Genomic DNA, 24,661 nt, shown 5'->3' with positions numbered 1-24,661 from the left:
GAAAGAGGAGGGATTTCATTGAGAAATCTACTAAATAAGAAATTAAAAAATGAAAAAGGTTTAACGCTAATCGAGTTACTAGCTGTTATCGTTATTCTAGCAATCATCGCGTTAATCGCAATCCCAGCAATCGGCAGCATCGTATCAAACTCAAAATCAAAAGCCATCTTATCTGATGCAACATCAATTATCGCAGGTGCCAAAACTGCTATTACAGACGGTGCATGTTCACCAGATAAAGATAAAGATGATAAAGAAACAGGTAATGTAACATGTAGTAAAACTCAACTAGCTGATTTTGTAGAGAATGTGAAACAAACAGACGATACAACATATAGTGTTACAAAAGCAAAAGACGGCGATTATAGTATCACATACTCTGAATTAGCAAATTTAAACAAAAAGTATGCAGATAAAGTTTTTGGTGCAGGTAAAACAAGCACTACAGCAACGCAGAAACAAATTGCTAAAGCAATGGGCAACAAACCTGAAGAACCAGCAAACCCATAAACAATTTAACCACGAAAGTAACCAGCCTTTCGTTTAGAAGCCGTCCTCCGACGGCTTCGTGCCGAAGTGTTGGTTTGATTTAGAAAAGTAGGAGGCAATCATGATGAAATTGGGCTCGAAGAAAAAGGTTGCGTTGACATATAATGATTATAAAATCCAATTATTTCAATATCATGAGCAAGATTTAACGAAAGCGATCTTAATTGAGCAAGACTTACCAAAAGACTTGATTCGAGACGGTGCAATTGTTGATGAAGTCGGTGTATTTGAATTAATTAAACAAATTGTAAAAGAATCTAAATTAAAAGGGCAATCGGTTATTTTTACGGTGCCTGATAATGCATTAACGATGCGTAAAGTCGATTATCCACTTGATTTAAGTGGTGCTGCGATTAAAGAATATTTTGAACTAGAAATTGGGCAATCGGTACATTTGCCATTTGAAGAACCGGTCATTGATGTGGTCGATTTACCAGAAGAAGGACAGGCACTCTTATTTGCGACAAATGGCATCGAGATTCGAAAAATTCAAGGGATTTTATACGATGCAGGATTAAAGCCAGTCGCTGCCGATGCGCGCGCACTAGCGACGTTGCGTATGGTAGAACAAATCTTCCCGGAATTTGTTGATCGTATTACGATGACGGTGGCAGTATCGATTAATGAATTATCGCTATCAATTTATGATAAGGGCGTACTTGAATTCATTCGTTATCATACGATTGAAACAGAATTAGTACAGTGGGAGCCAACAGAAGAAGGCGACCATCTAACATTTACGTATAAGGGAAATACAAGTGAGTATCAAATGGATTTAATGGAAGCGTTAGCTGAAATGAATCGTATTATGAACTTCTATCGTTTCTCCATTAATAAAGATCAACAAAATGTCGAACAAGTTATATTACTAGGGGATTGTCCTGAAATTACATACATAAAAAATATGTTAGAGAGTCAGATGGATGTTCCGATTTATACATTGGAAGATAGTCGGGTAAAAGAACAGTTCCCAGCACTACATGCGAGTAATGCGGAAGTAGTCGGCTTAGCATTAAAAGATGAATTATTATCAGCCATTCCAAACATTAACTTACTTCCATCATTCAAAGCTGAAGGTAGTAAGAAAGTATGGATTTGGGGAGCAGCAGTTGTCGTGACGATTTTGATTGCGAGTATTGCGATTTGGAATGCATCCATCTCGAAAGAAATTAAAGCATTAGAGCAAGAAAAAGCAGCGAATCAAGCGATTGTTGATGATGAAAAAGCAAAAGTAGCAGCTTATGAACAAGAGAAGCAAAATTCACTGGATGCGGCAGTAAAAGTGATTGAACGTCTTGCCTATCCTGTGACGCCGGTCATGGATGCGATTCGAAAAGACTTACAACCGTATGAATATGAGCTGAACTTTACATTTAGTGCAAATCAAGCGACTGTCGATATTCAATATGAAACATTTACACAGGTCGCAAATTATGTCGATCAGTTACAGACGAATCCGTTATTTACAGATATTAAAGTCACAACAATTGAAGTGAATTCAGTAGCATTACCGAACGCTGCGACGAGTGTACCGCGTCACAAAGCGCAGTTAACGCTTGATCTAAACTTAGCCAAATTAATTGAAGGAGAGAAGGAGTCATGAAAAAACAGTTAAACAGACAGCAACTCATTCTCATCCTTCTTGCAATCTGTCTAGTAGGCGCAGTTGTTTATGGTATTTATGCGTATATATTAGAACCAAAATGGTCAGAACGCGATGCCTTAAAAGCTGAAAATGTGCAGTTAGTAGATGAAGCGTCGAATTTACGTATTCAATTGCAGCAAGATCAAAAGAACGCGGAAGCATCAAAAAGAAGCGATGCGGAATTGCGCATGAAAGTACCAAAAAATCGTGATATTAGTCAGTTGATTCGTATGCTAGAACAGTTTGAAGGACAAACAGCAACAGAAGTGAGTAGTGTCGCATTTAATAACTACGATGCTTCTGCAAAAGATACGCTTCAAGGTGATGCATCAAATGAAGAAAATACGTCTAATCCAAATACGCCGACAAAAACAACCGAAGAAGCTGAAAAACAAGTAGAAGATGAGGCGAAAAAAGAGGAAACAGACGAAACAAAGACAGAAACACCAACATCTGACCTTGCCAATGGAGAAATTCTTGGTAACATGGAGTTAATTACGGTGTCGTTCACTGTATCGGGTGAAGATATAGCAGATGTGCGTCAGTTTTTACAAAATATCGAGCGCTATCCGCGTTTAATGAAGATTGACTCGGTTGATTATGAGATTGCAAATCCAGAAGCGGCTGTCGAACAGCAAACAACGGATCCAGCAACCAATCCAGACGATACACCTGCTGAATACCCTGTACAAGCAAACGTACAGATTACGACATTTTATGCAAAAGATCAGAAATAGTAGGTGATGAAGTTTGGAACTGTATTACACAATCGTATTCGCTTTAATCGGGTTAGTATGTGGTTCGTTTTTTAATGTAGTTGGTATGCGCTGGCCAAAAGGGGAGTCGATTGTTCGACCAGGGTCGCACTGTGAAAGCTGTCAGACACCTCTTACTGCGCGTGATTTAGTACCTGTTTTTAGCTATCTCTTTTTACGTGGGAAGTGTCGTACATGCGGTGCAACATATGGACCTTTTCACGTCATTATTGAAGCATTAACGGGTATTCTCTTTGCGTATGCTTATGCGCAACTTGGGTTTTCAAAAGAACTGGTTGTAGCACTATTACTGATTTCATTATTAGCGATTATTACCGTATCTGATTTACTCTATACGATTATTCAAGACCGCGTATTATTGATTTTTGGTACTTTAATTGCCATCATGCGCATCATTTCACCATTACAACCGTGGTGGGATGCGATATTAGGTGCTGTATTTGGTTTTAGTTTATTATTGTTACTATCCATTCTTTCAAAAGGCGGTATGGGTGGTGGCGATATTAAGCTGTATTTTGTGCTGGGATTAGTTTTAGGGCTTAAACTAACATTCTTATCCTTATTCTTTGCAGCACTTATTGGTCTCATCGTCTCCATCATTTTACGACGTGGATTCGGTAAGACGATTCCGTTTGGACCATCGATTGCGGTGGCGACATTCATCGTTTACTTTCATGGTGAGGCCATTTTCAATTGGTATTTACATCTATTTACATAATCGTAGCGCATCGATTCTTCGGAAAAGATGCGCTCTTTTTATATCAAATGGTATCTATTCGTCCATGACTTTCGTTATAATGAGTAGATGAGGAAGTGAGAATATGACAAATAAAAGATGGCGCATTCAACAGCCAGATGAACAATTAGTGACGTTATTTCAACAAGCTTTACAGTTACCGACACTTGCGGCCAAAATTTTAGTGGCACGTGGCTTTCAAACAGTCGAGGAAGCACAAGCTTTTTTACATATGGATGAACAAGTAGTACATGATCCTTTTCTAATGCATGGTATGAAAGAAGCAGTAGAACGTATTCAACAAGCCATTGAGCAACAACAGTCGATTCTCGTATATGCCGATTACGATAGTGATGGTATTACGAGTGCGACGGTGTTAAAGAGCGCTCTAGTCGAGTTAGGGGCAAATGTTACACATGTGATTCCGAACCGTTTTATAGACGGTTACGGGCCTTCAGAGCGATTATTTAGACAGGCGGCAGAAGATGGTGTTCAACTCATCATCACAGTCGACAATGGGATTGCGGGGAATGGTCCGATTGCTGTTGCAAAAGAACTAGGTTTAGATGTTATTGTGACAGATCACCATGAACCAGCAGGAACGTTACCAGAAGCAGATGTTATCATTCATCCGCGTATTCCAGAAGGGCAGTATCCATTTGGTGAGTTAGCAGGTGTTGGTGTCGCATTCAAACTAGCGCATGCCTTACTCGGACGATTCCCAGAGCATTTAGTGGAGTTTGTAGCGATTGGTACAGTAGCCGATTTAGTACCACTGCATGATGAGAATCGCTATTTAGTGAAGCGTGGGTTAGAACATTTACAGCGCACACAGCACGTATCGCTACAAGCATTAGCGAAGGTATCAGATGTTGCACTTGAAGAAATTACAGAGGAAACGCTCGGTTTTTCATTCGGTCCTCGCCTAAATGCGATTGGTCGATTAGGCGATGCCACAGAAGCAGTCGACTTTTTAATGACGCAAGATGCCGACACTGCGATGCAAATGGCGACATTGCTCGATGAGAAAAATAAAGAGCGAAAAGATATTGTGGCAGATATGACGAAACAAGCGATTGATCTGGTTGAAAATATCGATGAAATTCGTGACTCACGTGTCCTCATTGTCGCAGAAGAAGGATGGAATCCGGGGGTAGTAGGAATTGTCGCTTCTCGTTTAGTCGAGCGCTATTACAAGCCAACGATTGTGCTTGGTATTGATCTAGAAAAAGGAATTGCGAAAGGTTCAGCACGTAGTATTGAAGGATTTAATATGTATCTAGAACTCGACAAAAATCGCGATATCCTTCCTGCGTTCGGCGGACATCCGATGGCAGCAGGTATGACACTTGCGATGGAAGATGTTGATGAATTACGTGAACGACTTCATGAGCAGGCAATGGTCTGTCTAACAGAAGAAGACTTGATTCCGATTTTAGAAATTGATGTTCCTGTCGATGTGTCAGAAATTGATGTTTCAGCGATTGAGGCAGTTCGCACACTTGCTCCGTATGGTGTCGGGTTTACAAAACCAATGTACGGTATTCCGAAAACGTCGATTCAATCCATGCGTAAAATTGGAGCGAACGAAGACCATGTGAAGATGGAGCTTGGCGATGGTAAACATACACTGGATGCAATCGGTTTTCATAAAGGGTATTTAGCAGATGAATTAACAAAAGGAATCGACTTATCATTTGCAGGGGATTTACAAATTAATGAGTGGAATAATCATAAAAAAGCGCAGTTATTAATCTCAGATGTACACACCGATGATTGGCAATTATTTGACTTGCGTGGTGGTAATAAAATCTCAAAATGGCTTCAAAAAATGCCGATTGAAGAAACGACATTTATCGCGTTCAAGCGTGAAACAGTCGACTATTTTACAACACTTATTCCAAAAGAAATTGCGCTGTATGACGAGGAAGAAGAATTATCTACGTATACGTCATATATTGTCTTTTTAGATTTACCAAAGCATGAACAACAAGTGAAGCATATTTTACAAACGGTTCAACCGATGCGTGTGTATGCGCATTTTCATGTAGCGAATTCACACCTGTTTGAAGGGATGCCAACACGTGAACAATTCATCTGGTACTATAGTTTTTTGAAAAAACGTCGTGAATTTCATTTACGTCAACATCTAAATGATTTAGCCAAACATAAAGGTTGGAGTCGTGCGATGTTGATTTTCATGACACAGGTGTTTTTTGAGCTGAAATTTGTTACAATAGAGAATGGACTTGCGAAAATTATAGATAATCCAGATAAGCGTGCAATCGAGTCTGCAACAATCTATAAGGAACGCAAGGAACAAGTAGCTTTAGAACAAAAACTCTTGTACGCCCAATATATGGATTTAAGAGATTGGTTAGACTTGTGTAGACAAGAACAATCAGTTTCTGAGGAGGAATAAGGAAACCATGGATTTAAAAAAATACGTAACAGTTGTTGAAAACTGGCCAAAAGAAGGCATTTCATTCAAAGATATTACAACAATTATGGATAATGGCCCAGCTTACAAATATGCGACAGACCAAATTGTTGATTATGCGAAAAAAATGGGTGCTGAACTAATCGTAGGCCCTGAAGCGCGCGGTTTCATTACAGGATGCCCGGTTGCCTATGCTTTAGAAATTGGCTTTGCACCTGTTCGTAAACCAGGTAAATTACCACGTGAAGTGATCTCACAAGAGTATGACTTGGAATATGGTACAAATACATTAACAATGCATAGTGATGCTGTAAAACCAGGTCAAAAAGTATTAATCGTTGACGATTTACTTGCGACAGGCGGTACAGTAGAAGCTTCAATTAAACTAATTGAACAATTAGGTGGCGAAGTTGTCGGTTGTGCATTCTTAATCGAATTAACAGAATTAAAAGGACGCGAAAAAATCGCAGGATATGACATTTTTTCTCTTATGGAATACTAATATTTACGTCTTTTAAAAAAATCCGTTCAAAGAGTTTCGACTTTTTGAACGGGTTTTTCACTATTCGGTGAAGGAGCAAGGAAATTCATGTACTTAACCTTTACAAGATAGGTAGTTATTTTATACAATTATTCTTATATCTTAATCGGTAAATTTATGAAATAGGGTGAGCTGAACATGGCGAAAGATCGAGTGATGACAGTGGAAGAGGTTTTTGAAACGCTTACCTCTTATATGAACGAAGAACATGTGGCATTTGTAAAAAGAGCATATGATTTAGCGGAGGAAGCACATAGAGAGCAATTCCGCAGTTCAGGAGAGCCGTATATTCTTCATCCTATACAAGTTGCAGGTATATTAGCAGAGCTTCAAATGGATCCTGAAACTGTCTCGGCTGGTTTTTTACATGATGTTGTAGAAGATACGAATTATACGCGAGACGATTTAGTGGAGCATTTTGGTGAAGAAGTAGCGATGTTAGTGGACGGTGTAACAAAGCTAGGGAAAATTAAATATAAATCAAAAAAAGAACAGCAAGCAGAGAACCATCGCAAAATGTTTGTAGCGATGGCGCAAGATATTCGTGTCATCTTAATTAAATTAGCTGACCGTTTGCACAATATGCGTACGTTGAAACATCTACCGATTGAAAAACAGCGCCGCATTTCAAAAGAAACACTTGAAATTTTCGCGCCGCTTGCACATCGTTTAGGGATTTCGACAATTAAGTGGGAGCTAGAAGATACAGCACTTCGCTATCTGAACCCGCAGCAATATTATCGTATTGTGAATTTAATGAAGCGTAAACGTGTTGAACGTGAACAATACTTAAATTCAGTAATGGAGGAGATTGGCGATCAATTAGATGATATTCGTATTGAAGCGGAACTTTCAGGTCGGCCAAAGCATATCTATAGCATTTATCGTAAAATGGAAATGCAAAACAAGCAGTTTAACGAAATTTATGATTTATTAGCTGTTCGTATTATTGTAGAGAGTATTAAGGATTGTTATGCAGCACTTGGGATTGTGCATACATTATGGAAGCCGATGCCAGGACGTTTTAAAGATTATATTGCGATGCCAAAACAAAATCTATACCAATCATTACATACGACAGTGATTGGCCCATACGGCGATCCACTTGAAATTCAAATTCGTACGGTTGAGATGCACAATATCGCGGAATACGGGGTAGCAGCGCACTGGGCTTATAAAGAAGGAAAAAGTGTACAGCCGGAACAACAAAATATTGATAGTAAATTATCATGGTTCCGTGAGATTTTAGAATTCCAAAATGAATCATCGGATGCGGAAGAATTCATGGAATCATTAAAATTCGATTTATTCTCTGACATGGTCTATGTATTCTCACCAAAAGGCGATGTATTAGAATTACCAGCCGGCTCTGTACCAATTGACTTTGCGTATCGTGTCCATTCTGAAATCGGTAACAAGACGATTGGTGCGAAAGTAAACGGTAAGATGGTACCTTTAGACACGCCACTACACACAGGTGATATCGTCGAGATTATGACGTCAAAACAGTCATTCGGTCCATCGCATGATTGGCTGAAAATTGCCCAATCTTCACAAGCAAAACATAAAATTAAGCAGTTCTTTAAAAAGCAGTCGCGTGAAGATCATGCAGAAAAAGGACAGCGCCTAATTGAAGAAGAGATTAAGGCACAAGGCTTCGATCCAAAAGAGGTACTAACGTCAGAAAACTTCAAACGTGTTTGTGAAAAATTGAACTATGCGACAGAAGAAGACTTAATTGCAGCAGTTGGTTTTAATGGTATGACAGCACAACAAGTTGTTAATCGCCTAGCAGAAAAAATCCGTAAACAGCGTGACCATGAAGAACAGATGGAAAAAATCACGAAAGAGATGAACACGCCAAAAGATACGAAGCCAACTGAAACGGGTGTTGTTGTCAAAGGTTTGGATAATCTATTAATTCGTCTATCGCGTTGTTGTCGTCCCGTACCAGGTGACGAAATCGTTGGTTTTATTACAAAAGGACGTGGCGTATCGGTTCACCGAGCAGATTGTCCAAATGTTGCGACAGCAGATGAACAGGACCGCTTAATTGAAGTAGAGTGGAGTCAGGCATTACAACAAGACTCTAAATTATATTCGGTGGATATTGAAGTAACAGGTTACGACCGTCCAGGCTTTATTGCTGAAGTAATGGCAGTTGTATCTGAAACAAAAACATCCATTCTTGCAGTGAATGCACGTGCAAATCGTGATAAGATGGCGACGATTCACTTAACGTTACAAATTCGTGATATTCATCATATGTTAAAAGTAGTTGACCGAATTAAGTCGATTCAAGATATTTATTCGGTACAACGTGTGAATAATTAAGTAGGGAGCTGTTAACAGTTGAAGGTTGTATTACAAAAAGCAAAACAAGCTTCAGTGGCAGTAGATGGTCAAATTGTTGGACAGATTAATCGTGGATACGTATTACTTGTTGGTATTACAGCAAGTGATACAAAAGAACAAGTAGAGGCATTGGCGAATAAAATTGTGAAATTACGCATCTGGGAAGATGAAGAGGAGAAGATGAATCGTTCCATTGTTGATGAACAAGGTGCGATTCTATCTATTTCACAGTTCACGCTCTATGCCAACACGAAAAAGGGGAATCGTCCGAGCTTTACAGAAGCTGCACGCCCAGAAATGGCAGAACCTCTATGGCAAGAATTCAACGACACGCTTCGCCGCTTAGGTATGCATGTTGAAACAGGTATTTTTGGAGCGATGATGGATGTTCAATTAACGAATATTGGACCAACAACGATTCTGCTAGAAGCATAATAAAAACGAGGTTTGAGCATATGCCCAAGCCTCGTTTTTTCATACATATTATTATTCACCGAAGTAGTATTCCAATACGCCGTTTGCAATACCTTCTGCAATCGTTGCACGGTATTTATCTGTGTTCATACGTGTTAATTCAGTTTTATTAGAGATAAAACCAAGTTCTACTAATGTAGCAAATACTGTATTTTCACGTAATACCATAACATTTTGGAATTTTGGACCGCGGTCTTTAATACCATTATATTCTTCTTTAAGAGCTTCCATTACATTTTTATGAATTGTACTTGCGAATTCTTTTGAATCGGCTTTGTAATAAAGTGTTTCGATTCCTTCAGCAGCAGGTGTTGCTGAATTATAGTGTAAGCTGATAAATGCATTTGCACCATATTTTGCTGCTGATTTTGCACGTAAACCTAAATCAGTCACTTTGTTAGAAGAAAGCGCACCTGTGCCTGTACGTGTCATAAACACTGTACCGCCAAGTGATTCGATTTTAGCTTGTACTGCTTTTGCTGATTTTAATGTTAATTCAGCTTCTGTTACGCGTTTACCGTTTAAGTCTGTACCAACAGCACCTGAATCGTTACCACCATGTCCAGCATCAATTACGAATTTCAAACCTTTTAATGGTTTGCTACTTGGGTTACCAACTTGATCGATTTTATCTGTTAAAATACTTAAATCTGTATTAGCAGATACCCAACCGCGTTTACTATTGCTATATTCAATTTCAACCCAGTTATTATTTGATGTACGAAGTACTTTACCTGTGAAGCCAATGCCAATAGATGCTACTTTTGGAGCTGCTACATTTGGCATTTTACGTACATTTAATGAATTACCTTTCATAACAAGGTATGTCGTTTTTGTCACCTTCACTGAAGTGAAAGAGAAACTTGTTGTTGATTTAAAACCATAAGCTGTATGGGCATTAATCCAACCTGTTTTACCTTTGTACGTAACTTGAATCCAATTATTTTTGTTTTCTTTTAGGATTTTTACTTTTGCTTCAAAAGGAACGGTTACACCTAATGATTTGTAGTTTACGCCAGCACCAGAACGAAGTGATAAACCCGTTTGTTCTGTTACATAGAAGTATGTAGTTTTTGCAGGTGTAGAAGATGTAGATGTTTCAGATGATTTAATCGCAGTTAAATATTTAGAAGATACATAACCTGTCTTCGAACCATATTTAATTTTGAACCATGTACCGCTTGTTGCTTGCTTTGTTACGACTGCATTCTTTTTCAATGTGAACACGACTTTATAATTTGTTGAAGGACCAGAACGGGCATTCAAGCTTGAAGCATTCACCTTGTATTGTGTTGATGTTGCAGAACTTACTGTTACTTTTTTCACTGCCGTTAAGTACTTAGAAGAAACATAGCCAGTCTTTGAACCTGATTTGATTTTAAACCAAGAACCCTTTGTTGCTTGTTTCGTTACGACGGTGTTTTTCTTCAACGTGAAAACGACTTTGTAATTCGTTGAAGGACCCGAACGAACATTTAAACTGGATGTGTTAACCTTGTACTGTGTCGTTGTTGCGGCAGAACTTGTTGCTGGTAACGCGGTTAAAATTGTTGCAATTAGTAGCAACAGAGCGATACCTAATTTTTTACTTTTTTGAATAAAGTTGACCATAATTCTCCTCCTTTCTTACATTGTATATGCTTTAGGTACTAAAAAGCTATAATAACTTTAAAAAAATGTATTTTTAATAATATTTTTTATGTATATATTCAAAATTAGGTAAATAGCTTCACTTTATTGCTCTTTTTATTTAGGAAATTGGGGATTCGTCAGATAAGTCAGTTTATATTTACGTAAATAGATGTTGACAGAAGGTAGGGAAAACTCTATCATATTAGTTAATCTGAAATGAATTATATATCACCTATGACCGAGCAAGTAGTCAACTCTATAGACTGTTTTAGAGAGAAAAAGACGTGGCTGAAATCTTTTTCAATAGTACGAGTAGATGAATAACACTCGAGAGGTTTCTTTTCGAAATGAGCAATCATAGTAGGGGAGAACGGAGTCGGCCGTTATCCGAATTTGAGAGGATTTATGCGATTTTGTATAAATCAACTAGGGTGGAACCGCGGAAGCTTATACAGCTCTCGTCCCTTGCGTAATGCAAGAGGCGAGAGCTTTTTATATTGCGCACAATCATTCAGGCAAAATGAAGTGAAAGGAGTTAAATCGTATGAGTTTTAAAGTACCAAGAGGAACACAAGATATACTTCCAGGTGAAGTGGAAAAATGGCAAAAAGTAGAAGGTGTTATGCGTCATTTAACAAATGTCTATCGTTATCCAGAAATTCGTACACCGATGTTTGAATCAACAGAATTATTCCAACGTGGTGTAGGTGATTCAACAGATATCGTACAAAAAGAGATGTACACATTCGAAGATCGTGGTGGTCGTTCAATGACATTACGTCCTGAAGGAACTGCATCGATTTCACGTGCATATGTGGAACACAAGATGTTTGGTAATCCTGACCAACCTGTTAAAGTATCTTATTTAGGACCAATGTTCCGTTATGAACGTTCACAAAAGGGTCGTTATCGTCAGTTCGTTCAATTTGGTGTAGAGGCGATTGGCTCAAAAGACCCGGCAATTGATGCGGAAGTTATCGAATTAGCGATGCGTGTCTATCAAGAATCGGGATTAAAGCATTTAAAATTAGTCATTAATTCACTTGGAGATCAAGAAGTACGTCAAGCACATCGCCAAGCATTAATTGATCACTTTGCACCACATATTGGAGAATTCTGTTCAGACTGTCAAAAACGTTTGGAGCAAAATCCACTACGTATTTTAGATTGTAAAGTAGATGCAGGGAATCCACTAACTGCTTCAGCTCCTAAACTAACAGATTATTTAAATGAAGAATCTGCCACATATTTTGAACAAGTGAAAATGTACTTAGATGCACTTGGTATTGACTATGTTGTTGATCCAAATTTAGTGCGCGGATTAGATTATTATAATCACACAACATTTGAAATTATGAGTACAGCAGAAGGCTTCGGTGCGATTACAACACTTTGTGGTGGTGGTCGTTACAACGGTTTAGTTGAGGAAATTGGTGGGCCTGAATCACCAGGTATCGGTTTTGCGATGAGTATTGAACGTTTATTACTTGCTTTAGAAGCAGAGGAAGTAACACTTGATACAGAAAATGCACTTGATTTATATATCGTGACAATGGACGATGCAGCGAAACTAAAAGCAGTTGAATTTGCAAGTTCATTCCGCGCGCGTGGTATTTCAGCAGATATCGACTATGCAGGTCGTAAGATGAAAGCACAAATGAAAGCAGCGAATCGTCTTGAAGCAAAATATGTGATGGTTTTAGGAAGTTCTGAATTAGAAGAACAAGCTGTCAACATTAAAAACATGGAAACAGGTGACCAAGAAAAAGTACCATTCCATGATGTTGTCAATTACTTATTAACACATAAACAATAATTGGGGGATAAAATAATGGCTACAAGAACACATGAATGTGGCGTACTACGTGCAGAAAACGTAGGCGAACGCGTTGTATTAAAAGGTTGGGTACAATACCGTCGTGACTTCGGTGGATTAATCTTCATCGACTTACGTGACCGTACAGGTTTAACACAGGTTGTATTCACACCAGAGAACTCACAAGAAGCACTAGATCTTGCTGATTCATTCCGTAGTGAATATGTTATCGAAGTAGAAGGTGAAGTGCGCGCGCGTACACCAGAAATGGTGAACCCGAACTTAGACACAGGTGCAATTGAAGTGTATGTTGACCGTGTAACATTAATCAACAAAGCAAAAACTCCACCATTCCAAATCGAAGATCGTATTCAAGTAAATGAAGATTTACGTTTAAAATACCGTTACTTAGATTTACGTCGTCCAGTTATGTATAATACATTCAAACTACGTTCAGACGTAACGAAAGTGGTACGTAACTTCTTACAAGACGAAGGTTTCCTAGAAGTTGAAACACCAATCTTAACAAAATCAACACCAGAAGGCGCGCGTGATTATCTTGTACCTTCACGTGTACATGATGGTGAATTCTATGCTTTACCACAATCACCACAATTATTTAAACAATTATTAATGGTGTCAGGTTTCGAGCGTTACTTCCAAATCGCACGCTGCTTCCGTGATGAAGACTTACGTGCAGACCGTCAACCAGAATTCACGCAAATCGATATGGAGATGAGCTTCTTAGATCAAGAGCAAATCTTAGAAATCAATGAGCGTTTAATTCAAAAAGTAATGAAAGAAGTAAAAGGCATCGACATCCCACGTCCATTCCAACGTATGAAATACGATGAAGCAATGGCACGTTACGGTTCAGATAAGCCAGATGTTCGTTTTGGTTTAGAATTAATTGAGTTATCCGATGTTGTAGATGGTTGTGGTTTCAAAGTATTCGCACAAACTGTTGCAGATGGTAAACAAGTAAAAGGTTTAAATATCAAAGGTGCAAACGACAAATACTCTCGTAAAGACTTGGATGAATTAACAAAATTCGTTGGTCGTTACGGTGCAAAAGGTCTTGCATGGATTAAAGTGACAGAAACAGGTGTTGAAGGTTTAACAGGTCCAATCGGTAAGTTTTTCCAAGACGATTACGGCGTAAAATTAATGGAACGTATGGGTGCAGAACCTGGTGATACATTAGTATTCGTAGCAGATAAGCCAGCAATCGTAGCAGATGCTCTAGGCGCCCTTCGTAAAAAATTAGGTAAAGATTTAGAGTTAATCGATGAGTCTAAATTTGCATTCCTATGGATTACAGACTGGCCATTACTTGAGTATGATGAAGAGGCAGGTCGCTACACAGCAGCACATCACCCATTCACTCGTCCATTCGATGAAGATTTAGAATTAATGGATACAGACCCAAGTAAAGTTCGTGCACAAGCATACGATATTGTATTAAACGGTTACGAGCTTGGCGGTGGTTCATTACGTATTTACGAAAAAGAATTACAAGAAAAAATGTTCAAATTACTTGGTTTCACAGAAGAACAAGCACAAGAACAATTCGGTTTCTTAATGGATGCATTTGAATTCGGTGTGCCACCACATGGTGGTGTAGCATTCGGTCTTGACCGTTTCATCATGCTACTTGCAGGTCGCGATAACTTACGTGATACAATTGCATTCCCTAAAACTGCATCAGCAAGCTGCTTATTAACAGATGCCCCTTCTGATGTATCAACTGCACAATTAGATGAATTACACATCCGTGTAAAAACATTAGCAGACGAAGATTAATTAAAAATGAGAGGAACTTTGGTATGAATTCATGCCAAAGTTCTTTTTTTAAAATGCTAGACTGTTAACCACTTACTAAAGTATATACAATATTGTTTTGAAGACATAAAACAGGGAAAAAAATAACTATAGTTGAAGTATGAATTTATTTTGAATTTTTAAAAGCAATTATTTCCCTTTAGTACTTATAGTGATATAATAAAGGAATAAAATGGAACAGATAGAAGATGCTTATGATTTGAAATATACAGATTGCTTATGTTATATTATCTGTAATACAAATCCTGATGTGTTCGTCACACATACATCAGTTTTAACCGAACACTAATGATAAGGGAGTTTTATATTCTTTAGGAAAAGGTATGTCTTTTCGGAGAACATGATTTTTCTAGAGTGCGAACACCCACCTGCGGAGAGCGGGTTCAAACGATGCATTAATGGACGGCACAATCGGGATTTGTATTTAATATTGACACATTTCAAAACTCTGATTCCATATTGAATCGGAGTTTTTTTATTTATATTGAATAAATGGGAGGATGTGACTTACGTGGCATACGAAGAACTACTATGTCCTTGTCAGAGTGGCAAGAAAGCGAGTATGTGTTGTTTCGTTAAAAAAAATAATACACTTGAAAAACATTGGACAGCGATTAAAGGCCGAGTTGTTCAAACTTTTCTATCTGAACATCCAACTGAAGAAGAACTGATTGCGCTTCAACAGTGGGTTGGTATAGAGCGCCTTCAATGTTTTGAAGAGCAAATTGATTCTGCCACACTCCAACATTTATTGACGGATCTTTATTTCTTTACTGAGAATCGTTTGGAGTGGGGGTATCATCTAATCGAGCAGATGAAAGCGATTGTCCAACCAAAAACACATCTCATTTTATCTAGTTGGCAAACACCTTATTATTTTGTCGGTCGAATGAAGTCTTTCTATGAAGACTATGTGATTGCCGAACATATTTGGACAGGTGAATGTATTTATTTAGCCGATGTTGATTTGGAAGATCAAGTAGAAGGTAATTTGATTTTAGGGCATATCGTACCAGGTGTAAATGAGCGTTTTTATGGACTATTAAGTAGTGCTATTATTTTAGAAGCTTCTCAAGAGATTTTGTTAGATAGTTGGTTCCATCGCTTCGAACAATCAAAGCATGAAGAATTAGAAGCTTTTTTTAAAGAAAGTTTATTGGATTGTCTATTAGACTTGATTACAGAAAACCCAGTATTGCAACCAGATGAAAAAGAAATGAATGTTGAAGCACTTCAGCTTATTGTTAATTTAGACATGTTATTCCTTGATTTAGATGTAAAAAGTGATCGTTTGACATGTCTATTTTTCAACTATCTCATGGAAGAAAAGCGTATTGAACATGTGCGAAAAAAACAGGCATTAATTGCAGCAGTTCTTGATTTTGGTATGCGTTACGACTTTGTTCCACGTGTCATCACGCAAAAAAGACTCGGTACGATTTTTGATGTATCACCAAGTACAATTGCACGTTATAGTAAGAAAATTTCGATGTATTTTGAACAAGATTTTGATGTTTTTATGTTTGATAAAATTCGACAAGCTATTTATTTTGTTGGTACAGACGCAACAATGGATGAATTCAAACAATGGCAAATGCATAAACATTTAGAAAAAATGATTTTTACAAATGATTTAGATGAAAAACGTATGGAAAAAAAGCTTGAACATATTCCATATAAACCAATTAAAAAACATGAAAAAGCACAAAAGTATGCATATGAAGCTTTTTTAGAAGATGGCGAACGTAAGAGATATGAACTAGCACGTTTAGCATTAAACTATGACCCGAATAATCATGATGCTCAAATTATTTTATCGGAATATGAGACAGCTGATGAACGTTTAGCTATTTTGCAAGACTATCCAATTACAATGTTGAATCGCAATCGGATTTATTTACTCAAAACTACATTATTATATCAACAAGGACGTTTTGAAGAAGCGTTAGCCATTTTGTCAGACATTCCATTCAATGAGTTAAGGCAGCATACAATACTATATTATTTCTATGCGTGCTTACACTTTTTAATTGATCAACCAAAAATTTTAGAAGATTTATTACAAACAGCCATTGAAGACACGGCTTTGTTTAGATGGTTAACATGGGTTTTCATGTTGGCATACCAACTGGATGAAGAAGAGTATGCGATGCAAGCAATTCAAGCAAATCCATTCGTTCAGAAGTATATTGAAATGCAGATGGAACCCTACTCCTTCCCAACGCATCAATTTTGTGCAAAAGGTGATCCGAATGAAGCGAAGATGATTCACTTCGTTATTCACCCGCTTTTACAAAAAATTCAAAAATAATTTTAACTATACAGGTTATCGAAAAAAGCTATTTTAGCAACGATAATCTGTTTTTTTGTTTCATACCAATTATAAAGGGAAAAGAACAATTATATAAAGGGGTTTTCAAGTCTGTGAAAACGCTTTATAATTGGTATAGACAACTATACCAAGAAGAAAATTTTAACAAAGGAGTGGGATAAACATGTTGGCTTTTTTACAAAAAATTGGTAAGTCTTTAATGTTTCCAATTGCGACATTACCAGCTGCTGCAATACTAGTACGATTCGGCTCGGATGATATGTTAGGGCATATCGACATTGCATGGATTCAATACGTAGCTGCTATTATGGTAGCTGCAGGTAATGCAATTCTAGGCAATCTACCCATTATTTTTGCTGTTGGTATTGCGATGGGATTAGCTGTTGACGGTGCAGGTGCTGCGGCTTTAGCCGGTTTGATTGCACAGCTAGTACTCGTAGCTGTTTTAGGGTCCGTTAATGACAAACTAGATATGGGAGTGTTCGGTGGTGTAATTTCAGGGGTGACAGCAGGTCTACTTTATAATAAATTCCGTAATATTCAATTCCCTGAATGGCTCTCCTTCTTCGGTGGTCGACGGTTTGTTCCCATCATTACATCGATTGTCATGGCAATTTTAGGGGCAATTTTAGGTGTGTTATGGGGCTACCCTCAAGCACTACTGGATAGTGTAGCGAATTGGATGATAGGTGCAGGGCCTCTTGGTGCAGGGATTTATGGTTTTTTAAATCGATTATTAATACCAACAGGCTTACATCATGTTATTAATACAGTCGTATGGTTTGATTTTGGAACATTTACGACAACAGCAGGAAATATTGTAAAAGGTGATATTCCACGTTTCTTAGCAGCGGATCCAACAGCAGGACATTTCCAAGCTGGTTTCTTCCCGATTATGATGTTTGGTTTACCAGCTGCATGTTTAGCGATGTTCTTAGCAGCAGAAAAGAAAAGACGTCCGCTTGTAGCAGGTATGTTCTTATCGATTGGTATTACAGCATTCTTAACAGGTGTAACAGAACCAATTGAATTCTCATTCATGTTCTTATCACCAATCTTATATGGAATTCATGCCGTATTAACAGGTATTTCACTTGCTGTTGCTTACATTGTAGGCTTCCGTGATGGTTTTGGTTTCTCCGCTAGCTTTATTGATTATCTTTTAAATTATAGGTTAGCTGAAAATCCATTATTACTGATACCTCTTGGTTTAGTCTTCGGTGCACTTTACTTTGTTATTTTCTACTTCTTAATTCGCAAACTGGATTTAAAAACACCAGGACGTGAAGATGAGGAAGAAGAAGCAGATATGGTAGGTATGTCTGGAGATGAAGTATTAGAAGCCAAAGCGTATCATACTATCGAAGGATTAGGTGGCGTAGATAATATTCAACAAGTTGATTATTGTACAACGCGTCTTCGTATGACATTAAAAGATTCAGAAAAAGTAGATGAAAAAGAATTAAAAAAATATGGCGCACGTGGTGTTATGAAAATTAGTAAAACCAATGTACAAGTGATTATTGGAACATCTGTTGAGTTCCTAGCAGAAGCAATTAAAAATCGAATAAAAGCTGGGAATCCACCATTAAAAGATGAATCTATTGAAATTACAGCATTAAAAGAAGATGCACCAACAGAGAATGAAGCGTTCATTCCAGGAGATTTTGAAATGCCGATTACAGGTAAACTTTTACCACTTGCAGACATTCCAGATCAAGCATTTGCGTCTGGAGCAATGGGACCTGGATTTGGTATTGATATTCAAGACGGTGTTATTCAATCACCGGTTGACGGTAAAGTCGTGATGGTATTCCCAACAAAACATGCGATTGGTATTCAAGCAGATAATGGGATGGAAATTCTCATTCATGTTGGTTTAGACACTGTAAAATTAAATGGTGAAGGATTCGAAATATTTGTAGAAGCTAATCAATTTATTCAACGAGGCGACAAATTAATGAATGTGGATATTGAAGCGATTCGCTCACAAGTTCCATCGCTCGTAACGCCAGTTGTCTTCACAAATTCACAAGGAAAAGAAGTTACGCTGAAAAAATCAGGATATCAAGAAGCAGGTACAGCAAGTATTATTGATGTAAAATAATTAATCACTACAATGCGGGAGAAACTTCTCCTGCATTGTCCTTTACTTAAATAGAAAGGATGATAAAGCACATATGTCTACAGTCAAAATAAAAAACGTGCATATTGTCAATGCCGATCAGTCATTTGAAAATCAAGATGTAGTGATTCAAGAGGGAAAAATTATAGCTATTGGTTCATCTCTAACGCAACAAACAACTGAAGAAATAGATGGAGAAAATCAGTATCTATTTCCAGGGTTCATCGATTTGCACATCCATGGGTCTGCCGGTGTAGATACAATGGATGCTACCGAAGATGCTTTGCATACGATGGCAAAATCACTCGTCAAAGAAGGGGTTACAAGTTTTTTAGCCACAACAATGACACAAAAAATAGAAGCCATTGAATCAGCACTACAAACCATTGCACATTTTGAAAATACAGAAGATGAAGCAGAAGTTTTAGGTGTCCATGTAGAAGGGCCATTTATATCCATTCATCGTGTAGGTGCACAACCAGAAGAATATATTATTCCACCATCTATTGAACTCTTTAGAAAATGGCAGCAACTAAGTGGAAATAAAATAAAGGAAATTACGGTAGCACCAGAGGTAGAAAATGGTTTTGAATTTGTGAAGGCGGTCTCAAAAGAAGGAGTCATTGTATCGATTGGTCACTCTGATGCAACGTACGATGAGGTGGAACAAGCAGTAAATTATGGTGCGACACAAGGAACACATCTCTATAATCAGATGCGACCATTCCATCACCGAGAACCTGGTGTGGTGGGAGCAAGTTTATTACTGGATGCGATTAAAGTCGAGTTAATTGTCGATTTTATTCATAGTCACGAACAAGCAGTTAAATTAGCATATCGTATGAAAGGTGCATCTGGCATTATTTTAATTACAGATGCAATGCGTGCAAAGGGTGTCCCTTATGGTGACTATGATTTGGGTGGTCAAACAGTACATGTAACAGAAACAGGAGCACACCTTTCAAATGGTGCTTTAGCAGGCAGTGTGCTCACAATGGATGCAGCTCTTAGACATATGAAACAATTAACAAACTGTACAATGGAAGAACTTGTAGCTATGTCATCAGCAAATGCAGCGCAACAGTTGAACGAATTAAATAAAGGGAAAATCTGTGTTGGTGCAGATGCAGATTTTGTCTTATTAGACCAGGATTTGATTGTACAAAAGACTATTAAAAAAGGTAAAGTTGTCTTTGAAGCGCACAAAATGTAAAGGATGATGTATTTTGGTAAACAAAAGTTCACATATTCCAATCTATGTCCAAATTGAAGAAGAACTAAAAAGACGTATCGATTCGGGTGAATATGTAGTGGGAGAGCCAATTCCTTCAGAAAGAGAATTATCTGTGATTTTTGGAGTAAGTCGTATGACAGTGCGCCAAGCAATCACAAATCTTGTATTAAATGGCTTATTGTATCGTGAAAAAGGGAGAGGTACTTTTGTATCAAAACCTAAATTAGAACAGCCATTGAACGGTTTGACGAGTTTCACAGAAGATATGCGTGCGAGAGGTTTAGTGCCAAGTAATAAATTAATTAAGTTTGAAAAACAAAAACCACCATTTGATATAGCACGAGATTTACTATTAGAAGAAGGCGAAGAAGTATATTTCATCGTGCGAATTCGTAATGCAGATGAGCAACCGATGGCAATCGAACGTACGTATATTCCAGTTAGAGCTTTACCTAATTTAACAGAAGAATCATTTAATGGTTCGCTCTATCGTTTGGTAGAAGACACATATGGTTTGAAAATTGGGAACGCGATTCAGCAGATGGAAGCTTCTATTGTAGCAAAAGAGGATAGTAAGTATCTTCAAATTGATCCATCTGCAATTGTACTAATGATTAAGCGTATTAGTTACTTAACGGATGGAAGACCATTTGAATTGGTACGTTCTTCTTATCGAGCAGATCGTTATAAATTTATTAGTGAAATTCAGAGGTGAAAGAATGAGCATCTATTTGCAAAAAGTGGCGAATCTTCTTCAAGTACTAGAAGAACAAGAGCAACAAGCAATCGAACAAGCTGCAAATATAATTTATCAGTCTATTGAACAAGGGGGCATTTTGCAATTGTTTGGTTGTGGTCATTCGCAATTAATTGCTCAAGAGGCTTATTACCGAGCAGGTGGTTTAGTACCAGCTAAAGCTGTATGCATCGAACCACTCATGTTGCATAAAGGTGCAGAAATATCTTCAGAAAATGAAAAGGACCTTTCGCACATCGAAGAATATTGGTCGCATTTTGAATTTCAATCTCATGATGTACTTATTGTTATTTCAACAAGTGGAAAAAATGCTGTACCAATTGAGATAGCTTTACGAGCAAAAGAAAAGGGTATACCTGTGATAACACTGCAATCATTAGCATATTGTGAACAATCTTCTAAACATCCAACAAAAAAAAGATTAGAAACCTATGCAGATGTGGTATTAAATACACATGTACCACTTGGTGATGGTATTATGGAGCAAAACGGTTTGCGTTATGGTCCAGTATCAACTCTTGCAGGCGTTACATTATTAAATGAAGTCATTGTGCGCGTTGTGCAATTATTTCACGATGACAAAAAAACGTTTCCTATTTTTGTGAGTAATAACGTTGAACAAGAAGGAAATACAAATGCATTTTATATGAAGCAATATGAACACCGTATTAACTTTTAATTAAATGGAGGTTTTTAGAATGGAAAAACAATATAAAATTACAAGCTCAGAAGGCTTACATGCACGTCCATGTACACTATTAGTATCAGCGGTAACACCGTTCTCATCGGATGTTCAATTAACATATGATGGTCGTTCAGTAAATTTAAAATCAATTATGGGTGTTATGGCATTAGGAATTCCAGCAGATGGAATTATTACAATTTCAGCAAATGGTAGTGATGAAGAGGCAGCGGTAGAAAAAGCAGGTGCAGTAATTCTAGAAGAAGGTATTGGAGTAGAGGTATAGTATGTTGGAGATTAAAGGAATTGGCGTTTCAAATGGTATTGCCGTTGCTAAAGCCTACCGCCTTGTAGAACCAAACTTAACCTTTGATAAGTACGAAATAAAAGATTTTTCAGAGGAAAAAGCACGATTACAGCGCGCAATCGATCTTGCAAAAATCGAGTTAGAGTTGATTCGTAATCACGCTATTGAAAAGTTTGGAAAAGAAAATGCTGAAATTTTCTCTGCACATCTACTTGTTTTACAAGATCCAGAAATGCGTATGACAATAGAAAGTAAAATTGATAAAGGTGTAAATGCTGAAGCTGCACTAGATGAAGTGGCTTCCACATTTATAGCTACTTTTGAATCAATGGATAATGAATATATGAAAGAGCGTGCTGCCGACATTCGTGATGTCTCGCAACGTATTCTCGCTAAGCTACTTGAAGTTGATTTACCAGATTTAACCACTATTGCAGAGGACGTCATTATTATTGCAGATGATTTAACACCATCTATGACAGCACAATTGAACAAACAATTTGTACAAGGTTTTATAACAGATATCGGTGGACGTACATCGCACTCCGCTATTTTAGCACGTACGCTTGAAATACCTGCGATTGTTGGTACAAAAATCGCGACCACATCTGTTGAACATAATGAAATGGTTGTATTAGATGGTTCAACAGGTATTGCAATCTTCAACCCGACGCAAGAAGTTGTAAACGAATATGAGCAAAAGAAAGAAGCCTTTGAAGCAGAACAAGCGGCGCTTCGTGCTTATATTGACCAACCAAGTGTAGATCGAGATGGTCATCACGTCGAAATTGCAGGGAATATAGGTAGACCAGATGATGCAGAGGTTGTGAGAGCAAATGGTGGGGATGGTGTAGGTCTATTTAGAACCGAATTCCTATACATGGACCGTAATGATTTTCCGTCCGAGGAAGAGCAGTATATAGCATATAAAACAGTTCTTGAGAAAATGGAAGGGCGTAAGACAGTAGTTCGTACACTTGATATAGGTGGGGATAAAGAACTGAGTTATTTAACGCTTCCAGAGGAAATGAACCCCTTCTTAGGATATCGTGCAATTCGTCTATGCTTAGAAGAGCGCTCATTATTCCGTGTGCAATTACGTGCATTATTACGCGCAAGTATTCATGGGGATTTAAAGATTATGTTCCCAATGATTGCGACACTCGATGAATTCCGTACAGCTAAAAACTTTTTAATGGAAGTAAAAGCTGAATTAATTGAGGAAGGGTTCGAAGTATCAGATGATATTGAAGTGGGTATGATGGTAGAAATTCCTTCTGCTGCAGTCATTGCAGATTTATTTGCAAAAGAGGCTGACTTCTTATCGATTGGTACGAACGATTTAATTCAATATACATTAGCTGCTGATCGTATGAACGAAAAAGTATCTTATTTATATCAACCTTACCATCCAGCAATCTTGCGTTTAGTTAAAAATGTAATAGATGCTGCACATGCAAATGGTAAATGGGTTGGCATGTGTGGTGAAATGGCAGGAGACGAGATTGCCATCCCAATCTTGCTTGGTTTTGGTTTAGATGAATTCTCGATGAGTGCTTCATCTATCTTACATGCACGTGCTCAAATTTCGAAGTTATCAAAAGCTGAAATGAAAAAACACATTGATCATATTTTAACGTTAACGACATCAGCTGACATCGAAAATTATGTAATTGAAAATCTATTATAAATTAAATAAAAGCTATCTTGAAAATAGGGTAATTGTATCGCTATTTTCGGATGGCTTTTTTTAAAACATCGAGGGGGGTTTTTATAGAAATTTACACTTTACAGTCCATGATTACTATTCAGTAGAAGAAGCAATTTAGCGTTATGTTTTTTCGCATGCCTCTAGTATTGATAAAGTAAGAGGTGTTATATCAATAGAACAGAAATTTATGTTGTCATTTACTAAACCACAAATTAAACAACAACGAAAACGAGAAACGATGCTCCGTATTGTAGATGTATATGCTTTTTTTACATAACTGACATTACCAAAAAAATATTTCTTTTTATATACAAGTTCTGGGTACATTTGCACTTTGGAATGAAGGTGTTTTTCCTATCCATAAAGGATCTGTTGAGAAATAATAATAAAACCTACTACACGCTTATGGACGATTTCAATCCAACATTTGGCTTCTTTAGTTGCTGGTTATGACCCAATTGAACAACTTCTTTATCGCCAATGTGTACAAGTAGATGGTGAGATTATTTCAGAAATAAATCAACTCTTTCCGAAAAGTAATTGTCTTTTCAATGAGTATTTTAAATAAGGAGAAAATTGGACTATACCACTTAAATTCAAAGCTTTGATAGTATTATTTTATCTAAATGTACCAATGCAATTAATAGTTAAAATGTGAAAAAAGTTGTGGTATATACCAATAAATGCTATGTTCAAATCAAGAAAAC

18 protein-coding genes, 1 other RNA gene and 1 other annotated feature are annotated in these 24,661 nt (G+C 37.5%); of the genes, 18 read left to right on the top strand and 1 reads right to left on the bottom strand.

Going from position 1 to position 24,661, the window contains the following annotated elements; all coding sequences use genetic code 11:
* The first annotated feature begins 18 nt into the window (after nt 1–18).
* The 8 genes from QN089_RS09770 to dtd all read left to right on the top strand — a co-directional run bounded on the left by QN089_RS09770 (nt 19) and on the right by dtd (nt 9,477).
* Nucleotides 19–510: a prepilin-type N-terminal cleavage/methylation domain-containing protein gene (locus QN089_RS09770; protein ID WP_285215221.1), complete on the top strand. Its 492-nt coding sequence runs from the start codon at nt 19–21 to the stop codon at nt 508–510.
* 100 nt (nt 511–610) lie between these two features.
* The gene (gene pilM, locus QN089_RS09765) at nt 611–2,152 is read left to right on the top strand and encodes a pilus assembly protein PilM (RefSeq protein ID WP_285215220.1); all 1,542 of its coding nucleotides are present in this window, start codon (nt 611–613) and stop codon (nt 2,150–2,152) included.
* The gene (locus QN089_RS09760; RefSeq protein WP_285215219.1) at nt 2,149–2,931 is read left to right on the top strand and encodes a hypothetical protein; all 783 of its coding nucleotides are present in this window, start codon (nt 2,149–2,151) and stop codon (nt 2,929–2,931) included. The genes pilM and QN089_RS09760 overlap by 4 nt, the downstream gene beginning before the upstream one ends.
* A gap of 13 nt (nt 2,932–2,944) precedes the next feature.
* Complete coding sequence (locus tag QN089_RS09755) at nt 2,945–3,688, top strand: prepilin peptidase (protein ID WP_087680333.1); 744 nt, start codon at nt 2,945–2,947, stop codon at nt 3,686–3,688.
* Nucleotides 3,689–3,791: 103 nt separating this feature from the next.
* On the top strand, nt 3,792–6,128 hold the full coding sequence (gene recJ / locus QN089_RS09750) for a single-stranded-DNA-specific exonuclease RecJ (RefSeq protein WP_285215218.1): 2,337 nt from the start codon (nt 3,792–3,794) through the stop codon (nt 6,126–6,128).
* A gap of 7 nt (nt 6,129–6,135) precedes the next feature.
* Nucleotides 6,136–6,648 carry an adenine phosphoribosyltransferase gene (locus QN089_RS09745; RefSeq protein ID WP_087680331.1) on the top strand — a complete coding sequence of 171 codons (513 nt, stop codon included), beginning with the start codon at nt 6,136–6,138 and terminating at the stop codon, nt 6,646–6,648.
* A gap of 177 nt (nt 6,649–6,825) precedes the next feature.
* Nucleotides 6,826–9,021: a RelA/SpoT family protein gene (locus QN089_RS09740; RefSeq protein ID WP_285215217.1), complete on the top strand. Its 2,196-nt coding sequence runs from the start codon at nt 6,826–6,828 to the stop codon at nt 9,019–9,021.
* 18 nt (nt 9,022–9,039) lie between these two features.
* Nucleotides 9,040–9,477: a D-aminoacyl-tRNA deacylase gene (dtd, locus tag QN089_RS09735; protein WP_285215216.1), complete on the top strand. Its 438-nt coding sequence runs from the start codon at nt 9,040–9,042 to the stop codon at nt 9,475–9,477.
* 51 nt (nt 9,478–9,528) lie between these two features.
* Here dtd and QN089_RS09730 read toward each other — a convergent pair whose 3' ends face one another.
* Nucleotides 9,529–11,127 carry an N-acetylmuramoyl-L-alanine amidase family protein gene (locus QN089_RS09730; RefSeq protein ID WP_285215215.1) on the bottom strand — a complete coding sequence of 533 codons (1,599 nt, stop codon included), beginning with the start codon at nt 11,125–11,127 and terminating at the stop codon, nt 9,529–9,531.
* A 246-nt stretch (nt 11,128–11,373) separates the two neighbouring features.
* Nucleotides 11,374–11,617 (top strand) — a binding site (T-box leader).
* Between the two features lie 75 nt (nt 11,618–11,692).
* Between QN089_RS09730 and hisS the strand changes: the two genes are divergently transcribed.
* The 10 genes from hisS to ptsP all read left to right on the top strand — a co-directional run bounded on the left by hisS (nt 11,693) and on the right by ptsP (nt 23,933).
* Nucleotides 11,693–12,964: a histidine--tRNA ligase gene (gene hisS / locus QN089_RS09725; RefSeq protein WP_285215214.1), complete on the top strand. Its 1,272-nt coding sequence runs from the start codon at nt 11,693–11,695 to the stop codon at nt 12,962–12,964.
* A gap of 15 nt (nt 12,965–12,979) precedes the next feature.
* Nucleotides 12,980–14,767 carry an aspartate--tRNA ligase gene (gene aspS / locus QN089_RS09720; RefSeq protein ID WP_068452392.1) on the top strand — a complete coding sequence of 596 codons (1,788 nt, stop codon included), beginning with the start codon at nt 12,980–12,982 and terminating at the stop codon, nt 14,765–14,767.
* A gap of 278 nt (nt 14,768–15,045) precedes the next feature.
* A non-coding RNA gene (gene ssrS / locus QN089_RS09715) (6S RNA) lies at nt 15,046–15,228 on the top strand.
* Nucleotides 15,229–15,317: 89 nt separating this feature from the next.
* Nucleotides 15,318–17,117: a hypothetical protein gene (locus QN089_RS09710; protein ID WP_285215213.1), complete on the top strand. Its 1,800-nt coding sequence runs from the start codon at nt 15,318–15,320 to the stop codon at nt 17,115–17,117.
* A gap of 184 nt (nt 17,118–17,301) precedes the next feature.
* Nucleotides 17,302–19,245 (top strand): N-acetylglucosamine-specific PTS transporter subunit IIBC, encoded by a 1,944-nt coding sequence (gene nagE, locus QN089_RS09705; protein ID WP_285215212.1) that lies wholly within the window; start codon nt 17,302–17,304, stop codon nt 19,243–19,245.
* Nucleotides 19,246–19,318: 73 nt separating this feature from the next.
* On the top strand, nt 19,319–20,476 hold the full coding sequence (gene nagA / locus QN089_RS09700) for an N-acetylglucosamine-6-phosphate deacetylase (protein ID WP_068452399.1): 1,158 nt from the start codon (nt 19,319–19,321) through the stop codon (nt 20,474–20,476).
* Between the two features lie 13 nt (nt 20,477–20,489).
* Entirely contained in the window at nt 20,490–21,212 is a 723-nt protein-coding gene (locus tag QN089_RS09695) for a GntR family transcriptional regulator (protein WP_285215211.1), read from the top strand.
* A 4-nt stretch (nt 21,213–21,216) separates the two neighbouring features.
* Nucleotides 21,217–21,933: a sugar isomerase domain-containing protein gene (locus tag QN089_RS09690; RefSeq protein ID WP_068452405.1), complete on the top strand. Its 717-nt coding sequence runs from the start codon at nt 21,217–21,219 to the stop codon at nt 21,931–21,933.
* Between the two features lie 19 nt (nt 21,934–21,952).
* The gene (locus QN089_RS09685; protein WP_068452408.1) at nt 21,953–22,222 is read left to right on the top strand and encodes an HPr family phosphocarrier protein; all 270 of its coding nucleotides are present in this window, start codon (nt 21,953–21,955) and stop codon (nt 22,220–22,222) included.
* Between the two features lies 1 nt (nt 22,223).
* Nucleotides 22,224–23,933, top strand: a complete 1,710-nt coding sequence (ptsP, locus tag QN089_RS09680; RefSeq protein ID WP_068452411.1) for a phosphoenolpyruvate--protein phosphotransferase — start codon at nt 22,224–22,226, stop codon at nt 23,931–23,933.
* Nucleotides 23,934–24,661: the final 728 nt, after the last annotated feature.

It is taken from the genome of Kurthia sp. YJT4, assembly GCF_030219945.1.
GTDB classification, from domain to species: Bacteria; Bacillota; Bacilli; order Bacillales_A; family Planococcaceae; genus Kurthia; species Kurthia gibsonii.
The sequence above is the reverse complement of the archived record's forward strand: the minus strand, read 5'-3'. Positions and strand labels throughout refer to the sequence as shown.

Excerpts from the sequence above, each read along its gene's own strand:
- pilM (WP_285215220.1), top strand. The coding sequence starts at position 611 with ATGATGAAATTGGGCTCGAAGAAAAAGGTTGCGTTGACATATAATGAT.
- QN089_RS09760 (WP_285215219.1), top strand. The coding sequence starts at position 2,149 with ATGAAAAAACAGTTAAACAGACAGCAACTCATTCTCATCCTTCTTGCA.
- recJ (WP_285215218.1), top strand. The coding sequence starts at position 3,792 with ATGACAAATAAAAGATGGCGCATTCAACAGCCAGATGAACAATTAGTG.
- QN089_RS09745 (WP_087680331.1), top strand. The coding sequence starts at position 6,136 with ATGGATTTAAAAAAATACGTAACAGTTGTTGAAAACTGGCCAAAAGAA.
- QN089_RS09740 (WP_285215217.1), top strand. The coding sequence starts at position 6,826 with ATGGCGAAAGATCGAGTGATGACAGTGGAAGAGGTTTTTGAAACGCTT.
- QN089_RS09730 (WP_285215215.1), bottom strand. The coding sequence starts at position 11,127 with ATGGTCAACTTTATTCAAAAAAGTAAAAAATTAGGTATCGCTCTGTTG.
- hisS (WP_285215214.1), top strand. The coding sequence starts at position 11,693 with ATGAGTTTTAAAGTACCAAGAGGAACACAAGATATACTTCCAGGTGAA.
- aspS (WP_068452392.1), top strand. The coding sequence starts at position 12,980 with ATGGCTACAAGAACACATGAATGTGGCGTACTACGTGCAGAAAACGTA.
- nagE (WP_285215212.1), top strand. The coding sequence starts at position 17,302 with ATGTTGGCTTTTTTACAAAAAATTGGTAAGTCTTTAATGTTTCCAATT.
- nagA (WP_068452399.1), top strand. The coding sequence starts at position 19,319 with ATGTCTACAGTCAAAATAAAAAACGTGCATATTGTCAATGCCGATCAG.
- QN089_RS09690 (WP_068452405.1), top strand. The coding sequence starts at position 21,217 with ATGAGCATCTATTTGCAAAAAGTGGCGAATCTTCTTCAAGTACTAGAA.
- QN089_RS09685 (WP_068452408.1), top strand. The coding sequence starts at position 21,953 with ATGGAAAAACAATATAAAATTACAAGCTCAGAAGGCTTACATGCACGT.
- ptsP (WP_068452411.1), top strand. The coding sequence starts at position 22,224 with ATGTTGGAGATTAAAGGAATTGGCGTTTCAAATGGTATTGCCGTTGCT.